At 48.5% G+C, this 25,899-nt stretch carries 19 protein-coding genes; 2 read left to right on the top strand and 17 right to left on the bottom strand.

Annotated elements, in window-relative coordinates:
* Positions 1 to 18: 18 nt before the first annotated feature.
* The 10 genes from AC6ESP_RS17105 to AC6ESP_RS17060 all read right to left on the bottom strand — a co-directional run bounded on the left by AC6ESP_RS17105 (position 19) and on the right by AC6ESP_RS17060 (position 14,550).
* Positions 19 to 984, bottom strand: coding sequence for an ABC transporter permease (locus AC6ESP_RS17105; protein WP_497097934.1), 966 nt, complete (start codon positions 982 to 984; stop codon positions 19 to 21).
* A 244-nt stretch (positions 985 to 1,228) separates the two neighbouring features.
* The gene (locus AC6ESP_RS17100) at positions 1,229 to 2,797 is read right to left on the bottom strand and encodes a response regulator transcription factor (protein ID WP_497097933.1); all 1,569 of its coding nucleotides are present in this window, start codon (positions 2,795 to 2,797) and stop codon (positions 1,229 to 1,231) included.
* A 1-nt stretch (position 2,798) separates the two neighbouring features.
* Complete coding sequence (locus tag AC6ESP_RS17095) at positions 2,799 to 4,592, bottom strand: sensor histidine kinase (protein ID WP_497097932.1); 1,794 nt, start codon at positions 4,590 to 4,592, stop codon at positions 2,799 to 2,801.
* Between the two features lie 246 nt (positions 4,593 to 4,838).
* Positions 4,839 to 7,655 carry a glycoside hydrolase family 3 C-terminal domain-containing protein gene (locus AC6ESP_RS17090; protein ID WP_497097931.1) on the bottom strand — a complete coding sequence of 939 codons (2,817 nt, stop codon included), beginning with the start codon at positions 7,653 to 7,655 and terminating at the stop codon, positions 4,839 to 4,841.
* Between the two features lie 46 nt (positions 7,656 to 7,701).
* Positions 7,702 to 10,032 carry a glycoside hydrolase family 95 protein gene (locus AC6ESP_RS17085; protein WP_497097930.1) on the bottom strand — a complete coding sequence of 777 codons (2,331 nt, stop codon included), beginning with the start codon at positions 10,030 to 10,032 and terminating at the stop codon, positions 7,702 to 7,704.
* A gap of 219 nt (positions 10,033 to 10,251) precedes the next feature.
* Positions 10,252 to 11,487, bottom strand: coding sequence for a TraB/GumN family protein (locus tag AC6ESP_RS17080; RefSeq protein WP_497097929.1), 1,236 nt, complete (start codon positions 11,485 to 11,487; stop codon positions 10,252 to 10,254).
* Positions 11,488 to 11,642: 155 nt separating this feature from the next.
* Positions 11,643 to 11,933 carry a DUF3817 domain-containing protein gene (locus tag AC6ESP_RS17075; RefSeq protein ID WP_497097976.1) on the bottom strand — a complete coding sequence of 97 codons (291 nt, stop codon included), beginning with the start codon at positions 11,931 to 11,933 and terminating at the stop codon, positions 11,643 to 11,645.
* Between the two features lie 170 nt (positions 11,934 to 12,103).
* Positions 12,104 to 13,267, bottom strand: a complete 1,164-nt coding sequence (locus AC6ESP_RS17070) for a sn-glycerol-1-phosphate dehydrogenase (protein ID WP_497097928.1) — start codon at positions 13,265 to 13,267, stop codon at positions 12,104 to 12,106.
* A 130-nt stretch (positions 13,268 to 13,397) separates the two neighbouring features.
* Positions 13,398 to 13,640 carry a hypothetical protein gene (locus tag AC6ESP_RS17065; RefSeq protein WP_497097927.1) on the bottom strand — a complete coding sequence of 81 codons (243 nt, stop codon included), beginning with the start codon at positions 13,638 to 13,640 and terminating at the stop codon, positions 13,398 to 13,400.
* Between the two features lie 61 nt (positions 13,641 to 13,701).
* On the bottom strand, positions 13,702 to 14,550 hold the full coding sequence (locus AC6ESP_RS17060) for an AraC family transcriptional regulator (protein WP_497097926.1): 849 nt from the start codon (positions 14,548 to 14,550) through the stop codon (positions 13,702 to 13,704).
* A 128-nt stretch (positions 14,551 to 14,678) separates the two neighbouring features.
* Between AC6ESP_RS17060 and AC6ESP_RS17055 the strand changes: the two genes are divergently transcribed.
* Positions 14,679 to 14,957 (top strand): hypothetical protein, encoded by a 279-nt coding sequence (locus AC6ESP_RS17055; protein ID WP_497097925.1) that lies wholly within the window; start codon positions 14,679 to 14,681, stop codon positions 14,955 to 14,957.
* Positions 14,950 to 15,738 carry a phytanoyl-CoA dioxygenase family protein gene (locus tag AC6ESP_RS17050; RefSeq protein ID WP_497097924.1) on the top strand — a complete coding sequence of 263 codons (789 nt, stop codon included), beginning with the start codon at positions 14,950 to 14,952 and terminating at the stop codon, positions 15,736 to 15,738. Before AC6ESP_RS17055 ends, AC6ESP_RS17050 begins: the two co-directional genes overlap by 8 nt.
* 43 nt (positions 15,739 to 15,781) lie before the next feature.
* Here AC6ESP_RS17050 and AC6ESP_RS17045 read toward each other — a convergent pair whose 3' ends face one another.
* Genes AC6ESP_RS17045 through AC6ESP_RS17015 form a run of 7 tightly spaced genes read right to left on the bottom strand, consistent with a single transcriptional unit; the run spans position 15,782 to position 25,894 of the window.
* Positions 15,782 to 18,439, bottom strand: coding sequence for a glycoside hydrolase (locus AC6ESP_RS17045; protein ID WP_497097923.1), 2,658 nt, complete (start codon positions 18,437 to 18,439; stop codon positions 15,782 to 15,784).
* Position 18,440: 1 nt separating this feature from the next.
* Positions 18,441 to 19,457 (bottom strand): carbohydrate ABC transporter permease, encoded by a 1,017-nt coding sequence (locus AC6ESP_RS17040; RefSeq protein WP_497097922.1) that lies wholly within the window; start codon positions 19,455 to 19,457, stop codon positions 18,441 to 18,443.
* 20 nt (positions 19,458 to 19,477) lie between these two features.
* Complete coding sequence (locus AC6ESP_RS17035) at positions 19,478 to 20,377, bottom strand: carbohydrate ABC transporter permease (RefSeq protein WP_497097975.1); 900 nt, start codon at positions 20,375 to 20,377, stop codon at positions 19,478 to 19,480.
* The gene (locus AC6ESP_RS17030) at positions 20,377 to 22,944 is read right to left on the bottom strand and encodes a DUF5696 domain-containing protein (RefSeq protein WP_497097921.1); all 2,568 of its coding nucleotides are present in this window, start codon (positions 22,942 to 22,944) and stop codon (positions 20,377 to 20,379) included. The genes AC6ESP_RS17035 and AC6ESP_RS17030 overlap by 1 nt, the downstream gene beginning before the upstream one ends.
* A gap of 16 nt (positions 22,945 to 22,960) precedes the next feature.
* Complete coding sequence (locus AC6ESP_RS17025; protein WP_497097920.1) at positions 22,961 to 23,584, bottom strand: Yip1 family protein; 624 nt, start codon at positions 23,582 to 23,584, stop codon at positions 22,961 to 22,963.
* Entirely contained in the window at positions 23,562 to 25,010 is a 1,449-nt protein-coding gene (locus AC6ESP_RS17020) for a gluconolactonase (RefSeq protein WP_497097919.1), read from the bottom strand. Before AC6ESP_RS17020 ends, AC6ESP_RS17025 begins: the two co-directional genes overlap by 23 nt.
* Before the next feature lie 20 nt (positions 25,011 to 25,030).
* Positions 25,031 to 25,894, bottom strand: a complete 864-nt coding sequence (locus tag AC6ESP_RS17015; RefSeq protein WP_497097918.1) for a carbohydrate ABC transporter permease — start codon at positions 25,892 to 25,894, stop codon at positions 25,031 to 25,033.
* Between the last annotated feature and the right edge of the window lie 5 nt (positions 25,895 to 25,899).

Genomic DNA, 25,899 nt, shown 5'->3' with positions numbered 1-25,899 from the left:
TTGCATACGCTGATCCTCCTATATGACCGACTCTTTAGTCACTCGCTTGTAGATGAAGTTCGCCGAGAATACCAGGACAATGCTGACAACCGAGTTGAATATGCCGATTGCCGTTCCATAGGAATACCGGCTTAGATTGATGCCGTAGTTGAGCGCATACAATTCGAGTACCTCGGAGTAATCCTTGACTAGCGGGTTGCCGAGCAAGAGCTGTTTCTCATAGCCGATGCCGATCAAGTGACCGATAGACAATATAAGCAGAACCATGAAGGTGGTGCGGATGCCTGGAAGGGTAATATTCCACATTTTGCGGAATCTGCCGGCACCGTCTACTGTAGCAGCCTCGTACTGCTCTTGATCAATACCCGCCATTGCTGCTAGGAAAATAATCGAGTTCCAGCCTGTTTCCTTCCACATATCCGAAGCGGTTACGATTCCCCAGAAGTATTCTCCCTTAGCCAAGAACTGAATCGGCTGGTCGATGAGATGAAGAGACATAAGCAGCTGGTTCACAGCACCGCCATCAGTCGATAGCATCTTCGTCACTAGCCCGGCTACGACGACCCATGATACGAAGTGAGGCAGATAAGAGATCGTCTGGATAGAGCGCTTGAATAGACTGCCTCTAATTTCATTCAATAGCAAGGCGAAAATAATGGGAACGGTGAAGCTTACGATAAGTCCCATTATGCTCATGCCGAGCGTATTGCGAAGAACGAGATAGAATCGCTCATCTTGGAACAGTTCGATGAAGTTTTTCAGGCCTACCCATTTCTGATCGATAATGGACTTGGAAGGCTTATAATTCTGGAAGGCCATTAACCAGCCCCAGATCGGAACATAGCTAAATACAAAAATCCAAATAATAAAAGGAAGGGACATAAGGTATAAGTATTTTTGCTGAAGCACGGTATACCAGAACCGCTTTTTAACCTTCCCTGCTCTCTCTGTCTGAGCTAGAGCCTCTGTTGTCGTAGATTTCATTCCTGCTCCTCCTCAATCACGCCCGAATACTGGCTACTTCTCTCTCTTTGTTTTTCTTATAGGTTAATAATAACGATAGCGCTTACATAATGGCACCCGACAAATTCCACCTAAAATCATATAAAAATATGCGGTAGCCGCCAGTAGCTATTTTTCATATGATTTTTCTACAAAAAATACGGTATCCGCACGTCCACGCTCGTGCAAATACCGCATTCTCAACCTAATTATTCTATGTTTTTCTTTATTTGACCGGATTGTGCTTGCTGCCTGACTTCATGATTCCTTTGAAGGAGGACGGGGATAAGCCTTTGTACTTCTTGAATTTGCTATGGAAGTAATCCACATTCGCATAACCGACCAGCTCGGACACCTGATGCACCTTGAGACCCTGCTGCAGCAGCTCAATCGCATGCTGAATCCTAACCTGATCGAGATACGTATTGAAATGCTCGCCTGTGAAATTTTTGAACATCTTGCCCAAATAGCCGCTGTTATAGTTGAACAGCTCAGCTAACGTCTCCAGCTTCAAATTCTCCGCATAATGACGCTCAATGAAATCGGTCATTTGCTTGATGACCGTCACATTGCTGGAATTGCCAAGCCGGAATGCCAGCTGCGACAAGCGCTCGCTCAAGTGCAGCATCATATCGCCGTAATGGGTCTGTTTGTATAGGTCAGTAATCATTCGAAGCTCATCCTGCACCGACAGCTGTACGTGAACAGCGGTCAGCTTGTTAATAACGATGGTCAGCATCTGGGCGAAGCTCATCTTAATCCGCTGCTCCGAACGGTTATGCTTGCATATCTGCGTCCCTGCTGCTTGGAGCGTCTGCTGCACGCCCTCCTGACTGCCGATATCCAGCGTATAGAATAGCTTCTGCGCAAGCTCCTCTATCGTCGACTCTCTCGTCACGTCAGCATGCTCGTCATCGCTATCAGAGGATTCCCTAGAGCCCAGATGAATCTCACCAGGAGTCAGCATGAAGCTGTACTTCATGCTCCCGACCGCCGTCTCGAAGCTATGCGGCAGATCAGCTAGAAGGCGGACAGACTCTCCCGCCACAGCTGTAAAGGTTAAGTCCGGCTGAGCCGCTTGCTCCAGCCATTGCTTCAATAGTTCACGCGAGCCACTCTGAACCAAATAATCCTTCAGCAGCACAGCGGTATATGTGGAATAGCTGAACGTCCATCCGATACAGCCATCCTCAACGGATTCGGTCAGCTTGCGCTTCGCTTCGGATATGGCGGCAGTATGCTGCTCATCTGCAAGAGACCACTGGATAAGCAGCAGCTGATAGGTTTTGATCGATTCCCCCAGCAGCCCATTCAATTCCGCTAGCTCGGCTTCATTATTCCCATCCAGCATAACCGTCTGCAGCAGCTCTTCACGGCGCAGCGCATTCGTCTGCCCTTGGCTAAGCTCTTGTACGAATTGCTTATTAATGATCGTACTGATTCGCTGTGCATACTCATACAGCTCATCATCATCGATAGGCTTCAGAATATAACCATCTACACCATGTACAATAGCTTGCTTGGCATAAGAGAAATCAGCGTAGCCGCTTAGAATCAGAAAGTGGCACCTAGCGTCTCTTTTTCGAATTTCCTCAATAACCTGCATCCCATCCATACCGGGCATTCTTATATCCATTAAGATCAGATCTGGAGCCAGAGCTTCGTGCTGAGCTATCGCATCGATCCCGTTAGCCGCCTCGCCTACCCACTCGAAGCCTAGACTGTTCCAATCAATGATCGATTTCAGCCCTTCCCGGATCATCGGCTCATCATCTACTATTAACAGCTTATGCATCCTACAATCCTCCCCCTGGTATTCGGAATGATATCGTCGTCCCAATGCCCTCTGGACCACTCTCGATGAGGAGTCCACAAGCCTCGCCATAGAGCATTACCAGCCGCTGATGAACATTACGAAGTCCAATGCGATATTGCTCTTCTTCCTCCATATCATCCAATGACTTCAGTATTTCAATTAGCTTATTAGGCTCGATACCAACACCGTTATCGGACACCTCAACGAATAGCCAATTACCGGCGAATTCTGTTGTAACGGACACCCTGCCGCCCTCCCCGATATTCTCGAGACCATGCACCACAGCATTCTCAACCAGAGGCTGTATAATGAGCGGAGGAATTTCAATCAGCTGTGCCGCCGGGCTCAATTGCATATCGAAGGTCAGGCGTTCATTCCCATAGCGGAACTGCTGAATTTCCAGATAACAGCGTATAATTTCGAGCTCTTCCTTAAGCGGAATTTGGCGTGCCCCGATCTCCAGATTGCGACGGATCATCTTGCCCAGCATTCGGACGACCGAAGCGATCTCTGTCTGTCCATTAACATGTGCCTTCATCCGAATCGATTCAAGTGCGTTGAAGATGAAATGCGGATTAATCTGGCTTGCCATCATTTTCAACTTAATTTCTTTCTGCCGCAGCTGGAGCTGGCCTTGTACCCTTTGGGACTCCGACACCTCATCCATCAGAGCTCGAATATTGTTCACCATGTTGTTGAACTGCCTTGATAGCATGCCGATCTCATCATTGCCTTTAATTGTGGAGATGACATGAAGATCTCCTCGAGACACTCTGTTCAAGTCTTTGTTCAGCAAGAGCATTCTCTTAGCCAATATGCCGGAGAAAATATAGATAAGCACACATGCAATAATTAGCGCTAAGCCAATTACCGTAAGGCCCAGCCTGCTAATTCGATTAGCTTCGCTTACGATGCTATCAATCGTGAACACGGATACAACTCGAAGGCTATTGCGGCTAGCTGCCGGCTGCAGCTCTTCAATGATGATTTTGGAACGCTCGCCTTCGTAGTCGAACTCATACGTTCCTGCAGGCTTGTGCGTCAGCTCATTCGCGAAATCAATATCTGCTATGTTAAGACCGACACGATCCGTCTGGCTGGCTGCAATAATATTGCCGCCTTCGTCGAAGATCATCGTATCGAAAGGCTCTTGGCTCAATATAGCATTAAGCTCGTCCTGATTGATTGCAATAACGAGCACGCCGCTCGTTCGATAAGATGGGAAGGAAATTTTGCGCACGAGGCTAAGATATTTATTATTGCTCTTCGTCTCATCCGGTGCATAGATCCAGTGGATGCCATCCTCCTGAATCGCTTCTACATACCATGAGGATAAGCTGACCTCATCATTAATGTTAATAAACTCCCAATTGTTGAGCAGAGTCTTATTTGTTGTATAAAAGCGGATGTTATAAATTTCGCTGTACAATCGCATATAATCTTTGAAGTCCCTATAATCCCATAACGCCTTGGTAACCTCAAATGTCGTCTCATACTGCGTATTCACGACTTGTGTCAATCTGCTGTCCACGAGCAGCTTCTCCGATATTTCAATCGGCATGCGGATCGTATCCAGCGTCTGTTTCTTAATCTTCTCCACGTTATTGAGCGTCTGCTCCGTCGCTTGATCGAGTACGTTCTGTCGGTAAGCTGCCGTCAGCAGAAGCCCCACCACGAGCACCGGGACACACGCCACCAGTATAAAAGTAAGAATGAGCTTGTTCTTTATGCGGACATCATTCATTCTCTGCGAGAGGGAAGAAAGCTTAATCATTCGTATGCTGCCACCTTTTGCTATAAGGAAAGCGTTTTCTATTAAATCTAAGCAAGCCTTCGCTTACTCGCTTGCTTGCTGTAAAGACATTGCCACTCATTATAGAACGGTTTATGAACATTCGTAAACAGGTAAGCAGTACCGGTTTCTTCATCCTAGTGAAGCATTTCAACAAGAATGAATAGGATCTTGGTTCATATGGAAAAACCTGCCCCATTAAGCAGAGGCAGGTTCATTACATGCAAATTAGAGATTGAACTTGAAGGTGCTGAGCCTAGCTGTCCCACCCACAACAATATAGACATCCGAAGCTTGCTCGGTATTCATCAGCTCTGCTGTAATAGTCTCCCATTGTTGCTTACCGCTCGACTGCACATCGATAGCAGCGACAGGCTCACTATCGAGTGAACCGATCTTCACCGCAACCGTTCCACCATCAGCACCTCCGCTTACTCGAGCCTCGAATGATTGTGGGCTTCCGCTCCAAGCAATCGTCGAGAACTGAATCCAGCCCTGCACGCCGGCCTCAGCAGGAGTAACGCAAGTACCGCCCTCCTTGCTCTCATCCAGTATAACCGCAGCGTAATCATCGTAATTGTCCGCACGTGTCTGATCCGTCACCACTCGTGCTGGAATCGTCTCCCCTTCAATCGATAATGCTCTCGACAGACGAATATCAGCTGAGCTGCTGCCTGCCATGAAGGTATAGCTGCCTGCTTCCAAGCAGAAGCGGTCACGTGTAACATCCCATAAGGCAAGCTCGGATGCGGATACTTGAAGCTCGGCGGCTATAGTCTCCCCAGGCTCGAGATGTACGCGGACGAATCCGACCAGCTGCTTCGCTGCACGCTTCACTCTGGAGGAATCGACGCGGACATACAGCTGAACAACCTCGTCCCCCGCCTTCGCACCTTTATTCGTTACCTGAATGGTTGCTCTCCACTCTCCAGCACCAGCCGGTGCAAGGTCCAGACTGCCGTATTCGAACTTCGAATACGTAAGACCATGTCCGAACGGATACAATGGCGTCCCTTCGAAGTACATATAGGTCCGGTTGCCTTTAATAATATCGTAATCCATAATATCGCGAAGCTCCTGCTCGCTGTTCCGATACCAAGTCATGTTCAGACGGCCTGCTGGCGCGTAATCTCCGAACAGCACGTCGGCAACCGCATTGCCAAGCTCCTGTCCAGCATGAGACAAATAGAGGACAGCCGGAATATTCTCCTGTATCCAATTAAGCTCCAGCGGATAACTGCCGATAACGACCACGACGGTATTCGGGTTAACCGCGAACACTTCCTTCACCAGACGCTCCTGTGATTCCGCGAGTGTGAGGCCAGGGCGGTCACTGTCCTCTTTGCCGTTAATCATCGGATTATTGCCAACGAATACAATAGCTGTCTCTGCTTCGCGTGCAGCGGCGATCGCTTCGGCAAGACCATCCGCCTTCACATCCACAATGAACTCACCTGCAGCAGCAGTGACACCTTCCTCTGCCACGATTAGCTTGTTATCTGCGGATACCGTAATCGGCTTGCCATCCCATGTACGGAATGCCGTTGTCCCTTCACCTGCTTCTTCAAGCCGCAGAACCTCTTTAACAAACCAGCCGAATGGCTCATCTGCAGCAGCAGCGACATGCTTGTCATCAGCCGTCGTTGCATATTTGCCGCTCGTGGTGCTCTGAAGCGTGAAGCTCCCCCAGCCCCAATCCGTTACCTCGAACAATTGCTCTACACTGTCTGGCTTTCCCTGTAGAACACCGTCTTCGCCAAGTGCAACAGCTGCTCCGCTGGCTGCCAGCTTCAAGGCTGCCAGATCATTACCGCTGTTGAACGATACGTGCTTGCCATCCAGCTTCGCCTGAATCGCTTCGAACGGAGTGACTTTGTAAGGGAAGGAACCCGAATACCAGTCCCGATATACGACATTGCCTAGCGGCCCAATTACAGCTGTATTGGCACATTTATTCTTATCGAGCGGCAGCATGCTGTTCTCATTCTTCAGAAGAACGATCGACTCGCGAGCAGCCCTTAGAGACAGCTCCGCATGCTCAGGTGCGCATAGCTTCGATTCCGGCATATTCGCGTACGGGTTCTGCTCTTCGGTGTCGAATTCCCCAAGACGGAATCTTACGCGGAACGTATTGGTCAGCGCTTGATCCAGATCGGACTCTGCAAGTAAGCCTTCAGCCAGCGCTTCACGGATCGCTTCGCAGGACTTGTCCTTGTCATCGGTTATGCTGTCAATTCCAGCCTTGATGGAATGGGCAACCGCCTCTTTGTAGGTGTCATAATAGTGATGGTCATTGACGATACCAAGCAAATCTCCCGCATCGCTGACAATGAAGCCATTCATCCCCCATTCACCCTTAACGATCTTGTTAACGTCTTCGTGCAGAATCGTTGGAATGCCATTAACGGCATTATAGGAGGTCATCATGGAATAGGCTCCGCCTTTAACGAAGGCAGGCTCGAATGCGCGCTGGTAATATTCCTTCATATTGCGCGGGTCGATGCTCGCAGAACAGCTGCCACGATTAATCTCATTATTATTGCCGATAAAATGCTTAAGCGTCGCAACCGCTTTGTAATACAGCGGATGATCACCTTGAATGCCTTGTACGAGCGAAGCGGTGAGCTCACCGGTCAGCTTCGGATCTTCGCCGTATGCCTCTTCCGTTCTGCCCCAGCGAGGATCGCGCTCCATATCAACGGTTGGTGCCCATAGCGTTAAGCCATTCACTTCCGGATTCTTCTGATAGTAGACACGAGCCTCATCGCCAATAACAGAGCCGATTTGTTTCATTAGTTCCGGATTCCACGTACAGCCAAGTCCGATCGGCTGTGGGAAGGTTGTGGCTTCCCCAAGCCAAGCAATACCATGTGCTGCTTCTGTTCCATGTTTGTAAGGCTTCACACCGAGACGTTCAATGGCCGGCTGGTACTGCACCATGGATTCAATCTTCTCCTCAAGTGTGAACCTTGAGACTAGATCAATCACCCGCTCCTCTAATGGAAGCTTCATATCCTCGAAAGGGTACCTTTTCGTAATCGACATTGTCCTATCACTCCTTCTTATTCAATCTATCTATCTATGTTTTCGTTTACTTGAGCTTAATGCTATACACTTGGCCATTGCGCTGCACATCATAATCGTTCTGCCGATGCAGCCTGCATAGCGCCGTATCATGTGTAGCTGCTATATTAGCTGAGACCAGTTGATGATTGGCCCATTCGATATCTACGATGAAGCCGCCTCTCGCCCGCAGCCCTCTTACATAACCGCTCGGCCAAGCCTTCGGCAGAGCAGGCAGCAGATGAATCTCATCCAGATGGCTCTGCAGCAGAAGCTCAGCAATCCCTGCTGTACCGCCGAAGTTGCCATCAATCTGGAAAGGCGGATGATCGTCGAATAAGTTCGGATGCGTAGATCTGGACAGCAGCGTCTGGATAAAATAATACGCCTGCTCAGGCTCATACAATCGAGCGTACAAATTAATGAGCCAAGCACAGCTCCAGCCCGTATGACCGCCGCCGCTCTCGATTCGGTGCTGAAGCGACAATCTTGCAGCAGCCGTAAGCTCTGGCGTATCTCTATCATTAATAAGGCTGCCAGGATACAGGCTGTACAGATGCGAGACATGACGATGTCCAGGCTCATGCTCCTCATAATCGTCCAGCCACTCTTGAAGGCGTCCGCCAGCCCCGATTAAGAATGGCGGCAGCTTGCTGAGCGCTGTTGTCCACTGCGCGGCTAGGGCTTCATCGATCTCGAGCAGCTTTGCCGCCTGTACTGAGCGGCCAAGCAGCTCCTTGATAAGTGAAATATCCATCGTGGAGGCCTTCGTTACAGAACAAGCTCTTCCGTCAGACAGCTTGAATTGGTTCTCAGGGGAGGTAGACGGCACTGTAATCAGCATGCCGTCAGCTGTCTCTTGGAGCCAATCCAGTGCGAACAATGCCGCACCCTTCATAAGCGGATAAGCCTGTTCCCTTAAATATTGTACATTCAGATTGAATGCGTAATGCTCCCATAAGTGAATAGCCAGCCACACTCCTCCAAGCGGCCAGAAAGCCCAGCTCGGATGACCGGCAGTCGGCGTAGAGGTTCGCCAGAGGTCGACGTTATGATGCGCAACCCAGCCCCGAGCGTTATAATGAATAGCTGCTGTTCGGCTGCCTGTCTCACTCAGTTCATCAATCATATTCAGCAACGGCTCATGACATTCGCCTAACCCGCAAACCTCCGCAGGCCAATAGTTCATTTGCGTATTAATATTCGTCGTATAATCGCTATTCCAAGGCGGCTGCATTCGGTCATTCCATATCCCCTGCAGATTAGCCGGCTGCGTACCAGGGCGCGAACTCGCCATCAGCAGGTAACGTCCATATTGAAAATACAGCGCTTCTAGCTGCGGATCATATTCTCCTTGCTTATATAGCTCCAGCCGCTCATCTGTAGGTAGAGAAGCGTTAGGTGTCTCTCCAAGACTGAGATCAACACGGCGGAATAAATGCTGATGCTCTTCTACATGCCTCCTTCTTAGCTCCTCATAGCCTAATCCCTCTGCCGCCTTCAATTGGATATCGCATCGATTGGATAACTGATCGCCTGGTGGTGTCGGCATCATGTCGAAGCGTTCGAAGTTTGATGCTGCCGCCAGCAGTATCGTAACGGTATGTGCGTCAATAATCTCGAGCTTCGCCTGCTCCCCACTACCAAGCCTTACTTCTCCACCTTCACAAGCAGCAGCAAGTCTAGTCTCGAAGGAAAGGCCGCGGCCATCCTCAAATTGAACAGGTCTCGGATGATCCCCCATGTAATTGTCAGCAATATGTGTCGGGCACATTCCGCGCATCACTAACATTCTCGACCCTTCAACTGTTGACTGATGGCGAAGAGGAGAAGTCAGCGATGCTGAGAGAAAGAGTCTCGCACCTTCGCCAATTGCTGCATATCGGATACACAGCACTTGATCCTTCGCGCTAATGAATGCTTCTCGGTGGTACTCTATAGAGCCAACTCGATAGCTTGTCGTGGTAATGCCCGTGTCCAAGTCAAGCTCTCGCCGATACTGCAGCGCTTCCATCTCTACCGTTGAAGAAAGCTGATGCTCCACATACAAATCACCCATAGGCTGATAGGACTGCGTGTTGCTGCCAAGCATTCTGGCTTCCACCAGCTCCTCTGCCTCGGCATATTGCTCGTTATAGATAAGCTCTCTTGCCCTGCTCAAATATCGCAATGACTCATAATTATTCGTATCACGCGGGAAGCCTGACCACAGCGTGTCTTCATTTAATTGAATATGCTCGCTCCGTACTCCTCCGAATACCATTCCTCCAAGCCGACCGTTCCCAATCGGAAGTGCTTCTTCCCAGTTGTCGGCAGGCTGCTTATACCAGAGCTTCCACGGGTTATTAGGTGCTTCCATTGTCTCATCCTCCTGCACTTCCCGTATTTTCATAGGAGAGCTGCTATGTTACCGCTTACATATAATCATATAGGAGAGCGCTTACTCCGATATACCCTCATTATTACGCACAAAGTCATATATAAATTAGGCACATCGCCAAAAAAAAGAAGCGGCGGTCCAGGATCATTCCTGTACCGCCACTTCTGCCCAATGCTTATTAGAGCAGCCTCATGCTGCTTATTGTTTCTCTACGGTATAGCCTTGCTCCTCCAGCTGCGTTACAATGCCTGTTTCTCCAATCATATGGGCAGCCCCGACAACAACAAAGTACGTTTTATTGTCGCTGCTGTTCAGGTAGCCTTCAATCTTGTCTACCATTCCATCATTGCGATCAGTAATCATCGCCTTGTTCAGCTCATCATTGCCTGCTGCGCTATTAATGATAGCCAGCAGCTTCTCCTCATCACCTGTTACCCACATCTCCGATAGTTCATCGATTCCAGAATCCTCTTGATAATAGTTCGCTATCGATTGCAGCAGCATCTCTTCTTGGAGACTTGCAGAGAAGTTGTCCATCATGCTTAACTGGAACTCCCATGATTCAAGCTCAACAATAGGAAGCTTCTTCTCAATCGCCTGATTCAGGAAAAAAATATCAATGCCAATATCACTCTGATACTCCGACTGCAGCAATTTCAAATAATCAATTGTAGAGGATATGCTCCATACCTTGAAGGTATCAAGTGCTCCGGGCTGAACGCCATTCTCTGTTAGAATCGCATCCAGCTTACTGTATGTATCTGCTGAGATATGGTCCTTCAGAGTCGAGCCATCAGAATAAGTGCTCATGCTTGCGACTAGCTGCTGTACGTCAGGTTCTCCTGATTTCGTAATATCAGCTTCAACAACCAAATAATCCGAAAGATCAAAAGCCTGCTGAATAGCTGGGCGCAGAGGGTACATCGCGCTGCTTGCTACATGGATGGAGCCGAGCAAATAGACAGTGTTGCCGCCTTTTTGCGTTTTCCATAGGAAGCCCTCGCTTGCTACCTTAACTTTGATCGAGATAGCCTGCTTCTTGCCATCCCAATCCACTTCATAACCAGCGGCTTCACTAATGAAGCGAACAGGTACATAAGCAACATCATCGACTAGCCTAGGCGCAGCCAACATCTCTACCTCTTGACCGTTCACCGTAGCTTGCTTGCTGCCGATTTCAAGTGAGAGGGATAGCCCTTCTTTGGATGCGGTCAGTGTCTGGTCATCCCAAGCTGCTGTAAGCTTGAGCTTATCCAGCAAAGGCTCGGCAGGTACAAGTGTTGTACCACGCTCAACAATAGGTGAGCTGTCCTCCAGCTGGACTTGCTCCCCTTCTACCCATAGTGACACCGGCTGTGCTTCTGCATATGCACTAGTCACGAATGACAAGAGTAGAGCTAGGGACAAGAATAAGACTGATACTTGTTTCTTCACAATAATGGCTCCTTTTCTGGTAGATTTCCAATTACCAGCCATTATACGTACTCAAGCTATTAATAGTTTCATAATATTATCCTTTATTGGTTAATTGGACCATTCTATGAAAAAGAAGGCACCGCCTATAGTAGCGATGCCTGCTCTATTATGAGCTATTGTTCCTTGCGCAGCTTTTTTTCCAGCCAGAAGGTTGCGAATGGGATAAAGGATGCAATAAATGCCCCAACAACACGCCAGAAGGACCAGCGTCTAGTAAACCAGACAACGAGAAGCGCAACGATATACATAGTAAACAGTGCTCCATGTGCAGCACCTACGATCGTCACATAGATAGGCAAATCAGCAAAATATTTAAGCGGCATAGCAATTAATAGTAGAATTAGATACGATACTCCCTCAAGAAAAGCAATTCCACGAAACCAACCAACACTCGATTTCAACAAGGCGGCAGCCCACTCCTTCATCATCAATCTATATTCATTCCTATTATATAGGTCAACGAGCACATAGTAAAAAAATGAAGCCAATGTTCACAAAGATGCTATATTCTCAATCCTCAACAAAAGCAGCCATCGTTCATAGGAACGAATGGCTGCCTCGTTAAACCAAAATTCTAGCTGATTTGCTCGTTGTAAGCTCTCAATAGCGTATAGCGGTTCAGACGAATCCGATGTGCTTCTCTCAGACTCCTGTTCAGCAAGTCAGCGTCAATGTCCAGCTGCTCTAATGTCGATGGACCACCAACCTTGTTCAATAAGCCGCGAATCGTCTGTTCATCCGGAATATGTCCAATTTCCTCTTCAATCACTTGACGGTACTGCTCATCTACAGGCAGTAATGCGTCGTCCTTCAACTGATGATAGAGCTTCGATATTTGTGCGCAAGCAACGCCAACCTTAGCTCCATGCAGAATTTGTCTTCTTCCAGTACGGAGAAATTCCATCTCCCAATAATGGGACAAATGATGCTCTGCGCCTGAAGCCGGATGCGATTGTCCGAATAGCAGCATGGCGAAGCCTGACTCCAATAGCGCAGAGGTTAACAGCCGAATTCCTTCCTTGCTGCGGGCAGCGATCGCATCAACATGCTCAACGCATTGCAGCAATGCACTCCTGGTTAGCGATGCCACTTCATCCGAGTAAGGCTCGCCTCCTGCAATGCTGCTGAACCTCCAATCGAATAGCGACGTGTACTTGCCGAGCATATCGCCGAAGCCTGCAGCGACCATAGCAGTCGGGGCTTCTGTCAGGATGTCAAGATCAGCGAATATCGCATTCGGGCCAATAGTCACAATGGTCTGCTTGTCCCCACGCAGAATAAGTGGCGCACCCTTCGAGTTAAATCCATCAACGGACGGTGCAGTCGGAACAGAGATGAACGGAATGCCTACTGCATAAGCAGAGAATCGAGCTGTATCATGCAGTGTACCCGAACCAACGGCAAGAACGACATCCGCGCCTTGAGCTTTCAGATCTAGAATGAGCTGAACGAGCGATGCCTCATCGGCAATGACATCCTCCTGTGCATTCGGTTTAATAATTGTCGTATGAACTGCAATATCTGCTGCCGTAATCGCTTGTTCAACGAGCCGACCTGCTATTTCATACGTTTGATGATCCGCTACAATGCTCACTTGGCGGTAACCCTCTGTGTTCAGATAGGGAGCAATCTGCTGTATCGCTCCTGACTCCAGCACTACTGGTCCCATATCCAATACACTCGTATCGATTCCCATGCGGGATGCTGCTTCTTTCATTCGGTCTATGATATCCGTCATTATGAATCCCCTTTTCTTCTTAATGTCGCGGTACATGCCTAATCGTATGTTAGCCCTATATCGTTATCTCAATAATTACCTTATCTCTATATTCTCTTATCGCTTACCTTCAATTGTCAACCTATGATTACTAACCTCTCCATAAGGCAGCTTGTATCACTATATTAAGCGCGTCTAGTCCCTTGACATAGTCATCCCAATCTTTATCGAGATTTTTGCTGCCTGTTACGAATTGAAGTGTATTCTGATCCATGTAATCCGTAATATTCGTCTTCATCATGCTCGCCTCGTCGGCAGAGGATGGATCTATCCAGATCGCCCAGCTTGGGCAGCTGACCTTCTTGCGAATAAATATAGTTGAAACGATCTTCATGCCATACCTCCTCCCATTGGTAACGCTTACAATTAAATGTTCAAACATCTCCAGCTCTATTCTACTCCACACTCAGCCCCCTCGACTGCTCCTTATCCATTCTCGCCCCTCGATATTCAGTTGGAGTGAGGCCGGTCATCGCCTTGAAGGCACGAGAGAAATAATGAAGCTGCATGCCAATCTCACTTGCAATCTCGGAGATGCTCCGATTGGTTATGAGCAGCGCCTTCGCTCTATCCATTCTACGTTTCATAATATATTGAATAGGAGAGGTGCCTACCATGTTGCGGAAAAACTTAATAAAGTAGTTCGGATGATAATGAACAAGTCTCGCAAGCTGCTCGACCGTTATTTCCTCTGACAAATGAACATCTATATAATGCATGACCGTATCGATTTTCTCAAAAGCAGCAGGAGCCGCGGATAAGCTAATATCCGATTTCGTTCGTTCCATATAGAAGCAGACCAGCTCGATCAGCAGCGATTTCACTCGTAGTGCTGCCGTCCAGCTCTCATGATGCTCCCAAGCAATTAACTGCTCAAAGATCGCTGTTACGTATTTGTCATCCTCTACATCCAAGAATGCTGGCGGACGAATAAGCTTGAATAGACTCGTATCTCCTATAATAGCGGTGAAGTGACACCAGAACTTGGTGAAGGAATTGTCATTAATAACCGCAAAAGCGAGCGGTGTATCGGCTGGCAGCAGGAACAGCTGTCCTGGCTTCGGGTAATAAATCTGATCTTCAATCTGCACCATCCCCTCTCCGTCCTTAATATAGTACAGACGATTGTATGGTGAGCTGAGCTTATCCTTCCAAGTAAGCGGCACTTTCGTATAAGCAGCTACCTGCATGTGGAACTGGGCATTAGCCAACATATTTTGTATAGAATGATTTCTATTCGTCATATGCGTACTCCTTTGTATACAACCAGGTTAATATTGTGCAATTTGTCATTAGTTCTCTTTATTTAAATAGGGAACGCTCCGAGCTAAACTAAACATGCAATCATTCATATTCATATAGGAGGGCCACAATGAGCAGCAGACAGCAAATCTTAATTCTGCATTTGGAACATTCGGATCTAGCATCTCAGGCAGTAGCATGGGCTTTATATGACGGAGCGAGTGAGCAAGAGATGAACACAGGGGACTCGAATACGCCTCCCTACTCTTCCGTATTGTCGGCAATGAGAGATGGCTGGCGTGTATTCCAAATACCTAGATTGCCTTATTACTTCAATGGATATGAGCATCAGACCGAGCATTTGCTCTATGAATATGCGCTTGAGAGGAACGTGATTGTCAATGAGTAATGTTGAACGCAAGCATCTTCTAACTGCTGCACAAATGGCCCGATTCGTCTCTGATGGCTATTTGCTGCTCGACGAAATTGTACCTCAACAATATAACGCAGCTATTAATGAAGAGCAACAGCTTAATGAGAACGCTGGATCTCATTTCTGGGACCAATCGGAGAAGCTTCGCGAAGCCTTCGAGCTGCCTGAGGTGAAGGGTGCCTTGCAGAGCTTTGTCGGAGCTAAGCCTGTCTACGATCATTCCTTCCTGCACATTGTAAGAGCCCAACATCTGAAATCTCAGAATTGGCATGCCGATTCTATCTTGGATACACGGCCACTCGGCTTCGACATTCAGGCCTTCTATTTCTCCCATGATACACCGATTGAGATGGGTCCAACGATTGTGCTTCCAGGCTCGCATCTGCGGAGGACGAATACAACAAGCATAGGCCGTTATAAAAATATCATTGGACAGAAGCAGCTGGCCTGCAAAGCCGGAACAATCGCTATTATGCATCATGGCATCTGGCATGCTGCAATGCCTAACTTCAGCGACCGCACACGCTACGTGTTCAAGCTTCGTCTACGGCCTGGCTGCGAGCAGCGCAATCTGTTCAACACGGACGGTTATGATTCGCAGGAGGTTCAGGATATGATTAGACAAGCCTACCAGCCATGGCAAGGCGACGAGTCTCGCCTCGAGCATGTGCAGCGTGCCAAGCTGTGGCGCTATGTCGTCGGCAACGACTCGGTGGATGTGTCGTTCGAGGGCTCGCTTACTCGGATGGGGATATAGGAAGAGGGGCTGCCCTAATGGGCAGCCCCTCGCCTAATTGCATTTATGAAGAATGATCAAGTGAATAGTGAGCTCGTATAGCATCATATTCGCTTTTAGTTATCGGTATAACCGTTCCATGGCGAGGACTGCTGGGCAGGTCATATTCTGCAGAGACTGTCCATTCTCCCGAGTCCAAGTCTGTCGTTTCGAGCGGTACATAACCTCTTCCCCCAAATTCATCTGCGAACAAATACCATTTGTCTTCCGTATTGGATTTGAATACAGTCGGGCCTTCTACCCCCTTAACGCCACCGATACCTTCTTTAATCATCCGATAAGAAGGATCAAATACGGAGTCCAGCGCCTCCTGAAACACCATTTTGCCGTAAGGAGCTGACAGATTATGCTCCCTCTCGTCTTTCGTGAATCGATAAATTTTTCCTTTATGACCAATCATCGTTGTATCAATAATGGAGTAGCCCAGATCCATATACACCTGCGGTTCCGTAAAAGTATGGAAATCCTGGGTTGTGCTGAACATCATTTTTTGATAAGCATCTCCATTATGGCTCTCATCCGAGAACAGCTTCGAAGCCCAGAACACGACATACTCCCCTGCTGCTTCATCGTAGAAAGCCTCAGGAGCCCAAGTATTGCCTGCTTCCGGAGGAGCAATCTCGACCATTCTTGGCTCAGACCACTTCACAAGATCATCTGATTCCCATACTAGAATGGATCTGCTGCCTTGCCGCTGAGCACGGTCCCAGTTCCAATCTCCGTTAATTCTCAGATCCGTCCCAAGCATGTAAAACTTGTCGCCTTGTGGAGACCGGATTATAAAGGGGTCTCTCACCCCCTGCTCACCCATTGTTGAAGTAAGTACTGGCTTGCCGCCATTAAGCTCCTTCCAATGCAGTGGGTCATTCCCTTCACTAATTGCCAAGTAGATCTGCTCGCCATCCGACGTTCCTTCCCCTGTGAAGTAAGAGAAGAGGTAACCCGCATACTCCTGTTGGATAGAGTCGTCCTCCTTCATCACACTGACTTGCTCGGATTGAACGATCCCCGCTGCTCCTCCTCCCGTCAACGTAACGACGGAGTAAGCTGGCACCACCGCTTCGAACGTTTGATTCTCCTGAACAAGAACGTCCTCTCCTCGAGTAAGATCCTTATTAGCAGACGTTGTATATGACTCCATCAACTGAATGCTGCGATTCGGGTCCACACCGCTCAGTGAAAGCTGAATACGCTTCTCCACCTCGCTGTCATTAACGAATACTGCCGTAACCGTCTGCTCGCCTTCATGCACATAGGCCGATCCCAGCAAGCCGCTACGCGCTTTATTATCCAGCCCCGTCAAGGAGATACGCTCCGCTCCCGGACGTATGAATTTGCTGTAATTGCCCAGTGCCCACATGATTTTGGAGGTCAGAATATTTTGCTCGTCGCCCGCTTCTGTATAATCGGTATAGATTAGTCCGTCCTTGTAATCAACCTTGGATACCGCCGTCCACCACTGCCATGCGGCCGCATTCGCCTCCGTCAGGTCAAAATGAATGGTACGCGCCACCTGTAACGCAGGCTCCATACCAAGATCGCGACCAGGACCGTAATCGCCAAGAATACAATATTCCGTCACCCAATATTTCGCTTCCGCATCGTATTGCTTCAGATTGGCATCCAGCAAATCTCTTAGCTGGCCCAGCCGATCATCACCTGGATTGCTGTAATCGGACCAATAGGAATGCGAGGCTATCTTATTGCCAATCGCTTCCTTAAGCTCGGGATCACCTAGTAAATCTTTAATATACTCACGGTATTTCCCTGTGCCAAGATTGTTCGCCCCGCTCGTATATTGCCCGCCGCCGGCGAAGCTCTGATAATACTCATCGTCCAGCAAGGAGGTAATCTCGACACCGTCGGGAGCACTAATCTGCGCATCCACACCACTGTCCTTCAGCTGGCGGTGCAATTCGAGAATGACGCTCTTCAGATCATCATTGTTATAGCGATTGCCTTCTTGCTGCGACCGGTTCCAATCCCAGGTCGGCTCGTTAATTGGGCTAATATATTGGAACGCCAGCCCTTCCTCTCTAAAGTGCTCCAATACATCGATTAAAAATGCTGCAAATTCATCCTCATAGCCTTCTTTTAGATTGGTAGAGCCGACGCTAGAATCCGGCTGAGCATGGCCGTTCTTCGTCATCCACACTGGTGGACTGTTCACGAATGCAATCAGGGAATCTACTCCACGATCCTTAGCTGCCTGCAGGAACCACTGCTGCCCTGACTGCTTGCTCCAATCGTAATCGCCATCCTCTGACTGCTTGAACGCTTCCGCTCGCCGCCATGGATCAGGAATAATAGACTGATCTGTTTCTGTTGAGCCTGCACCAATATTGAAGCGCCAAGCGGATAACCCGATCCCTTTCTCTCTTGAGAAGAGCAGGTCTGCTACCGTATTTTTATTGTCTTCTGTCCATTCCTTGCCTATAGGGTCCATGGACCAGGCGTCAGATGCCCCAAAGTTATCAATCGTTTGATAGCGAATCGATCCATCAAGCGATACATAGGCATCCGGCGACTTCATCTGCTGCACGGGCGCTTCCTCCTCTTTCCTGCTGTTATAGCTGTCGGAGTTACCCGACGTTAATGCGAAGTACAAGCCTGTAACCGATAGAATGGCAATAAGGACCATAACCGTCCATTTCTTATTCATCCTAACCGACCAACCCAGATCGTTCGACGCTCTCCACAAAATGTCTCTGCACGAACAGATACATAATAATAAGCGGGAGAATAGCCATCAGCACACTCGTGTTCATCATCATAGACATGAAGAACGGATCCTGAACGTACGATGCTGTCTCCGCTTGTCCTCCACCGCTAAGGAACGTCGCGATTGCATAGCCGGAGGAAGCCATCATGGATGACATGACCTTGGGTTCATTCAAATACATATTGGTGAAGAAGGAATCATTCCACTGCCATACGAACGAGAAGAGCATGACTGTCACCATCGAAGGAATTGCGTTCGGCATAATAACCCTCCAGAAGGTTGCAAAGTAGCCAGCTCCGTCGACATAGGCGGCCTCTTCAATTTCTCGCGGAATTCCTTTGAAGAACTGACGAAAAATATAAACATACAGGCCCGTTTTCACACCCATGCCTAGCACTGCGGAAATAATAAACGGCCAGTAGGTATTAATTAGATTAGCTGGCTCCCCCTTAATCAGCTCAAACAATCCGAACAGATCGAAGTTTTTGAAATTCAAATAGAGCGGAATCATAATCGTATGGGATGGTACCAGAATGGTGAAAATGACTCCTGCGAATAAAAATCCGCTTCCTCTGAACTTCACTCTCGCAAATCCATAGCCAGCCAGCACGCAGGTCATTGTCTGCAGCAGCATGACCATGGAAGAGAGAAATAAAGTATTGAGCAGCACGCTTGGGTAATTCATTGCATTGAACACGAGCTTGAAGTTCTCGAGCGTGATCATCTTTGGTACCCAGATGACCGTAGAGTCGTATAGATCATCCATGCTTTTGAACGCAATCGACAGCTTCAATAGAATCGGGTAGATAATAACGAACGCTATGCCAAATATAAGCACGAATCGAATAAAGCTCCACAGCCATTTCTTAGTGAATTCGACCCAATAGGCAGCGGATTTCATCCGATGCAGCCGCTCTACTCGTGTTGAATGCTGCTCTACTACGGATTCCGTCTTCATGTAACTCCTCCTTCAGACCGCTAATCTTGATAAAAGACCTTACGCGACACAATCGCCGTTGTAACCCACAGCACCAGCGCTATGACGGCAAAGTACATCCAAGCCATTGCGGCGCTAAGGCCAAAATCAAAGTTTTTGAATGCCGTATCCACGACTAGACGGCTTGTTTCATCGCTGATGAAGCTGTCGATAATGGTATACACCAGATTCGTCAAGATCAGCGGACTGATCATGGGGAATGTTATTTTCCAAAAAGCCTCATAGCCGGTTGATCCTTCAATCTTGGCAGCCTCGTACAGGGAGGGAGAGATGGATTGAAGCCCTGCAAGGAAAATCAGAATCTGTACACCGGATTGACTGACGATCTCATAGATTCGGCTAACGGCTCCAGTCAAATATTCAACAAGAGTAATATTCATGCCCGACTGGACGAGCATAACGGTCAGCTCCAAGTTCTTCATAATCGATAGACCGCCACCGGTTGTATCGTTCGCGCTTCGAACGACCGACTGCATCAAATCCCCGTTCTCAATGCTGGCGATAATGCCCGACGCCAGAATAACGGGAAGGAAGAAGATCGCCCGGGCAAGCACTCGTCCTCTGAACTTCTGATTCAGAAGCACTGCAAAAAACAAGCTGAATATAATGATCAGCGGTGTGTTAACTCCGATATCTACCACTGATTCCGTCAATATTCGGACGTAAGACTCATGCGACAGCAGTGCTTCCCGGTAATTGGACAGGCCGATAAAGTCCAAGCTGAAGCCATCATTGGTAACCTGTAGATTGCTCAAGCTGTATCGGAACGAGGACAGCAAAGGAACAAGAAACAGGAACAAGAAACCTATAAACCAAGGAAGAATGAAATACAGTCCGTAATATCTGTTTTTTTGTTCAAGCGAAAGCTTCTTGAGCCTCATCACTGTGTGCCACCTCCAGCCCAATAATTCTTCGCATCAACTGTTATTCCGTTCACGTTCACTGCCGCCTCATTATAATTGACGATAACCGTTTTGCCCTGCTCGAATATCGTCTGATACACGCCCTCTGCAAGCTTCTGATGGTCGATGATCGTTTGCGAATGCACCTCATGAAGCACCTCATTCAGCTCGCCATACATCGTTGCCGCTTCATCGATCCATTGCCTGTAATCAGCCGAGTACAAGTCATCGAATTCTGTCATCTTAATGGCAGATGAATCAGCATGGAACCACGTGTAATGCAAAGCGGAGCCTGTCTCTAGTGCCTTCAAGAAGTTGAATGTAGAATCCTGATCATCCGCCATGTTCCAAGCGCTGCCGGCATAGTCAACGTAACCGTGATAGACCAGCTGGAAGAAAGGAATGCTCTCATCGGTCAGATTAAAGCCGCTGCTGGTCATCGGTGCATTCACGATATGTCGTGCATAGCCGGCTGCATAGGCATTGCCGCCCTCCATTAATAGCTCTTCACTCGAGTCGCTCAGCTGCTTCAGCTGCTCATCGGCTATCTCCTTCGCTTCTTCGCGATTGATAACGTGGGAACGGTTGAAGTCGGAATTCAGCTTGCTGCCTAGATCACGCAGAGACAATCCGGTCAGCTGAAGCTTGTCGTAATCGTCTACGAATCCATCTACGATTGTCGTCAGCGAGTTGGGACTCAGCACATAGCCCGGCTCCTGATCATCATCCTGCCTGAAGTTGGCAGCGTAGAACGGGTATAGCTGCGCAGGCTTGCCAGTGATGAACCGCGATGCTTGACTCGACCTTTTGAAGCCATCCGCCTCAGGGTACACCTCAAGAAAGGCTACATCAGGAAACAGCGAAATATCATTCGCGTCAGCATATGCTCGCAGCTCATTTAAGCCTTTTTTTCCACCCAGCTTCTTATCGACACGAATGGATGTAGGAAGATCATGCCGGATACCGTCATTGAACCAGCCTGTATATCGGAGCTTAATGCTGCCGATTCCCAGATCGAGCATTTGGGACAAGATCAACTCAGCCTCATCGAAGGTTGTGAGCGGCTCATAGGCGTTATAAGGGATACCTAGGAAAAACTTCTTTTTCGGTATACCGCCGATAAGCTCCATATAGAACGGAATGTCAGCTTCCTCCGTCAGCCTCGTAATGCCCATCTGCTTAATTAGATAGTCGCGATAATGCGCCGCCATGCCAGAATAGCTGGCTTCCTCAGCACCAAGGAATCCATAGCGGACGGCAATATCACCTTGGAAAGGCTCTGATTGAAATTGCTTGACTGTACTGGAGCGCCATCCGTTCGTCAGAGTAACCTCTTCCAGGTTGTGAATGGTGTAGCTGGAGGATACCGTGTTATAGTCATTCAGCCTGCCGCTTACATCAGCCTCAACCGCAGCAACGGCATCCCCCTTCTCAATGATGGCAACAAATGCTCTGTCCTCGTATTTCATGCCGAATACAGGCAATCGCGCTGCTTCCTCATTCTGAATCTTAATAATCTGACTAATGGCCGCATCTGTACCATAGAGAGCTGTTCTGAACGGGGCGGCGTAAGTCTTCTCATTGTTGAACCGAATCAGTGAGCCTGAGCCGTCCGGGACGAATGTGTAGCCTTCATCCTCACGGTCGCTCGCTCCAAAAAACGGCAGCAAAGAGAGGGATTGAATCTTCATTGTATCCGGATATTCGATCTCGCTACCCGGAATGGTCACGAGCAGATTCTCTCCGTCAAGCTGATAATGCAGCGGGATGCGAACACTGACATTTCCCGTCGCCGCTTCGCCATACGCAGCCTTATCGATTGCCCTCTGCTCCTCGTCATAACCGATTCCATCGAAAATCTCGGTTACCTTCGTAAGCCCGACTCCCTTGAAGGAGGAGTCCCTTCGCTCATAACGCTTATTGTCTTCATCATGCTTGAACCGCTTTTCAACTTCTCTTTTGTCTCCCGCATCCTCGATTTTGTCCAGGATGACCGTTTGAAATCGTTCCTCGCTAATGTATTTGGGAATTGCGTCTATATCGCTCTTAACCTCTCCCAACGTATACACAATGCTCAAGCCGTCACTTTCCTTCTCTATGACGAATTGGCCGTTCTGGACGCTATGTGTGTAATTGTCATATTTCAACGAATTCCCTGCATTGTCGAAATACGTAATCTCAACCTGTACGTTCAGCTTGGACTTGTTATAGCCGGTTGCTATAGAGTCGTCCTCACGGTTAAGCGGATTGGAGTACCAGATCGCTTGGCTGCGCTTATCGCGAACCGCAATTTCCGTCGTTTCTGAGTTGACATACAGCACCAAAAATTCATTCTCGGCCACCATCTCCATGCCATCGGCTGCACTAGGCGCCTCTGTAAGGCTGGCAATCGGCGCAGCTGCTGCCTCTGCTTCAGGTGCGGAACCAGAAGCACTAACCGTCTCGGATATCGCTTCTGAACTTGGTTCTGCAAAATTGGTGCCTTGGGATAGTAGCAAACAACCGATAATGACGATGGTCACTATGCTCGCAAGCTTCCGATTCACCGCTTAGCCCCCTTTCTTATGCTCGCAATGAAAGTTCCTGATAGATTGTATACACAAAATTAACGATCTGCTGGATCAGGCTGAAGAATAGCAGCCCAAGAAAGATGATAACCCCCATAACAACAACGGTTAACAGCATGGTCATGATCGTTTTGGTAACCGTATATTGATGAACCGTCATCGTGCCGATAAACAGCAGCCAGATGAACCATATCGCAGCTACGGATTCGAGCAAATAATAGAACGAAGCCTCGCGCAGCGTTATGACGTTGCTGAGCAGCATATTGGGCAAATAAACCAGAATTATAGGAAGCAGCGCATAGCCCGTGGCGATGACGATCTCCTTGAACTTCCCTTCCCCGTCCATCAATGTGGTCAACGACCAGTTGGCGACACACCACAGCAGGAACGGAAGGACGATATACTTCAATTCATTGATACTGTTCAAATCAAGGGGATAGTTATAGTTGACCACATAGCCGGCATATTGCCGTTTCAATATCATCGTTACCGTAACCGCGAACAAAATAATAAGCGCGATTCGAAGCCTGCCTTTGTTCTCATATTTCAAGTCCCAGAACCCGTCAAAGGGATGGAATGCGACGTGCAGCGAGTATCTAGCCTCCTTGAGAAACCGCATCCTGCTTCATTCCCCCTTTTCTTGACTTCATGCTCCTGCGAATAATGAATATGGCCAGCAGCAGCGCGATGCAAGCTGTCATGTAGGCTCCAAAGTTCTCGCGCATATACTCCCTGCGGTATTTGGTTAACGCTTTGGAGTAATATTCTCTGTCGTTGCCAAGCTTCAGAGACTTCATCGCTTGCTTATATTCACCCTTACGCAGCAATGACTTGCCGATCCCAACATAGGCCATTTCGTAATTCGCATCAAGCCGGAGCACCTCTTCCCAGAGCTTAGCTGCATCATCATGCTTGCCTATGCTGTATAATCCGTTCGCCTCGTTGACCAAGCTGCCGAATTTCGTTGCTGTAAACTCGGTAATTCTCCCCAGATCACGATCAAGCACATAGATTCGATTGCCATGGCTTTCTACTGCAACGGGGTTTTTGAAGGTGCCGATCTGGTTGCCCAGCTGGCCGATAACATATAATAGATTCCCGTCTTCGTTGTAAGTGAATAGGCGTCCCCGAGTCGAATCGAGTGTCCGGTACACGCCATTGCCGCTGACATCGATGTCGACAAAAGCCGATCGATCTCTGGTCAAATCACCCACCGGAGCTACGCTGCCGTTAATGCGCAGGACATCGATGCCGGATGGATTCAGCCTTTTGACAGGGGCCAAGGTTTGTTTGTCCGCCGTAGTCGTGAAGATGAAACCATCCTGATCTACATCCACATTGTTAAATTCAAGCGGAACGAATCGAATCAGCTTCTCCCGCTGTTCCTTTGTCGATATTGTTTTCCAGAACAAATCTACCGGATCGAACTGTACACGGTTCGTGCCCATAAACCCGGTGAAGCCGCCATCGCTGTCGAATTCGATTATGCCTTCGAAGATGCCTCTAGCGACCACATAAATACGGCCAGCCTTATCGACAATAACCTTGCGCGGGAAATATTCGAAATTGTCGCTGAGCACCTCTGACTTCGGAGCAGCGATTACTCTTACGAACGCTCCGTTGTCATCCAATTCAACCACGCGCCTATTCTCCGTATCCGCTACATAGATATGACCTGCTTCGGTCACGAATATGCCTTCCGGCTTATTGAAGCTATCCTGCTCTCCGTTATGCTGGAAGCCCTGAATTTGACTAAGCACCTTCCACTGACTGCTCAGCACTACAATTCGCCCGTTATCTGAATCCAGAACGTACAGATTACCATTGGAGGCTGCAAACATATCGGTAGGAGCTGCCCATGCTCCTATGCCCAGCTCCTGTCCGGTCACCACTCTGGAAGGAAGATACGCAATCGGCGAGCGAACGGCCTCTCCCCAATACGAATAGGTATATCCCTCATACGGCGATGCGTGAGCCGGCTTCGGACTTAGGGCAGCAAGGATCATCACAGCTGCCAGGATCAGTATCGATCGCTTTATTCTCAAACCTATACGCCTCCATCGCTTTAGTCCTTCATGCCGGACGAAGCCATTGTCTGAATCACATTGCTTTGCGACAACACAAACGTCACAATCGGCACGGACATCATAATAACTGCCACTGCTGCCCCGACCCCCGCACGTGCAATACCGCCCTGAATGATCTGACCCATGGCGTAATGCATCGTCTTGAGCTGCTCGCTATAGATAAAGCTGCCGCCATCCGTTCCCCACAGCATCTGCATCATCAGAATGAGCAGCGTCAACCAGGCGGGCTTAACGAGCGGCATCACGACCTGCCAGAATATCCGGTATTCGCTGGCCCCATCAATCTTCGCGGCTTCCAGCAGCGCATCTGGAATCTGCTCCATGAATTGCTTCATTAGATAAATACCAAGCGGATAAGCAAATGCCGGTATGATAACAGCTTGGTACGAATCGATCCATCCAATTGTGGACATGATCATATAATTCGGAATTGCCGTTACATGCGGTGAGAACATTAACGATAGGACAATGATCGAGAAGATCACTTTATGCCCACGGAATTTGTGCTTCGCTAGCGGATATGCCGCCGCCGAGGCAAGCAGAATATGCCCTATTGTGCCAGCCGCAGTAATAAAAAACGTATTAAAAATATACCTGGAGAATGGAACCCATGAATTCTTCATGACTTGGAACAAATCCGCGAAGTTCTCGAGCGTCGCGTTCCTCACGAATAGCGTAGGCGGGAATATGAACAGCTCATCAAGCGGCTTGAATGCATTATTAAGGACATAAATCAAAGGAACCGCCATGAAAGCGCCGAACACGCCAAGGACAAGGAACAGCACAGAATCGACTTGCCAGGATCGGTTCACTCTTTTTTTGAGACGTATAGCTAGTTTCATCCCGC

Source organism: Paenibacillus xinjiangensis, from assembly GCF_059686975.1.
The sequence above is the reverse complement of the archived record's forward strand: the minus strand, read 5'-3'. Positions and strand labels throughout refer to the sequence as shown.

What these genes read in the sequence shown, in the direction of transcription:
- AC6ESP_RS17100 (WP_497097933.1), bottom strand. Translation starts at nt 2,797, where the DNA reads ATGCATAAGCTGTTAATAGTAGATGATGAGCCGATGATCCGGGAAGGG.
- AC6ESP_RS17090 (WP_497097931.1), bottom strand. Translation starts at nt 7,655, where the DNA reads ATGTCGATTACGAAAAGGTACCCTTTCGAGGATATGAAGCTTCCATTA.
- AC6ESP_RS17065 (WP_497097927.1), bottom strand. Translation starts at nt 13,640, where the DNA reads ATGAAGATCGTTTCAACTATATTTATTCGCAAGAAGGTCAGCTGCCCA.
- AC6ESP_RS17015 (WP_497097918.1), bottom strand. Translation starts at nt 25,894, where the DNA reads ATGAAACTAGCTATACGTCTCAAAAAAAGAGTGAACCGATCCTGGCAA.
- AC6ESP_RS17055 (WP_497097925.1), top strand. Translation starts at nt 14,679, where the DNA reads ATGAGCAGCAGACAGCAAATCTTAATTCTGCATTTGGAACATTCGGAT.
- AC6ESP_RS17060 (WP_497097926.1), bottom strand. Translation starts at nt 14,550, where the DNA reads ATGACGAATAGAAATCATTCTATACAAAATATGTTGGCTAATGCCCAG.
- AC6ESP_RS17105 (WP_497097934.1), bottom strand. Translation starts at nt 984, where the DNA reads ATGAAATCTACGACAACAGAGGCTCTAGCTCAGACAGAGAGAGCAGGG.
- AC6ESP_RS17085 (WP_497097930.1), bottom strand. Translation starts at nt 10,032, where the DNA reads ATGGAAGCACCTAATAACCCGTGGAAGCTCTGGTATAAGCAGCCTGCC.
- AC6ESP_RS17095 (WP_497097932.1), bottom strand. Translation starts at nt 4,592, where the DNA reads ATGATTAAGCTTTCTTCCCTCTCGCAGAGAATGAATGATGTCCGCATA.
- AC6ESP_RS17025 (WP_497097920.1), bottom strand. Translation starts at nt 23,584, where the DNA reads ATGCGGTTTCTCAAGGAGGCTAGATACTCGCTGCACGTCGCATTCCAT.
- AC6ESP_RS17070 (WP_497097928.1), bottom strand. Translation starts at nt 13,267, where the DNA reads ATGACGGATATCATAGACCGAATGAAAGAAGCAGCATCCCGCATGGGA.
- AC6ESP_RS17035 (WP_497097975.1), bottom strand. Translation starts at nt 20,377, where the DNA reads ATGAGGCTCAAGAAGCTTTCGCTTGAACAAAAAAACAGATATTACGGA.
- AC6ESP_RS17045 (WP_497097923.1), bottom strand. Translation starts at nt 18,439, where the DNA reads ATGAATAAGAAATGGACGGTTATGGTCCTTATTGCCATTCTATCGGTT.
- AC6ESP_RS17050 (WP_497097924.1), top strand. Translation starts at nt 14,950, where the DNA reads ATGAGTAATGTTGAACGCAAGCATCTTCTAACTGCTGCACAAATGGCC.
- AC6ESP_RS17040 (WP_497097922.1), bottom strand. Translation starts at nt 19,457, where the DNA reads ATGAAGACGGAATCCGTAGTAGAGCAGCATTCAACACGAGTAGAGCGG.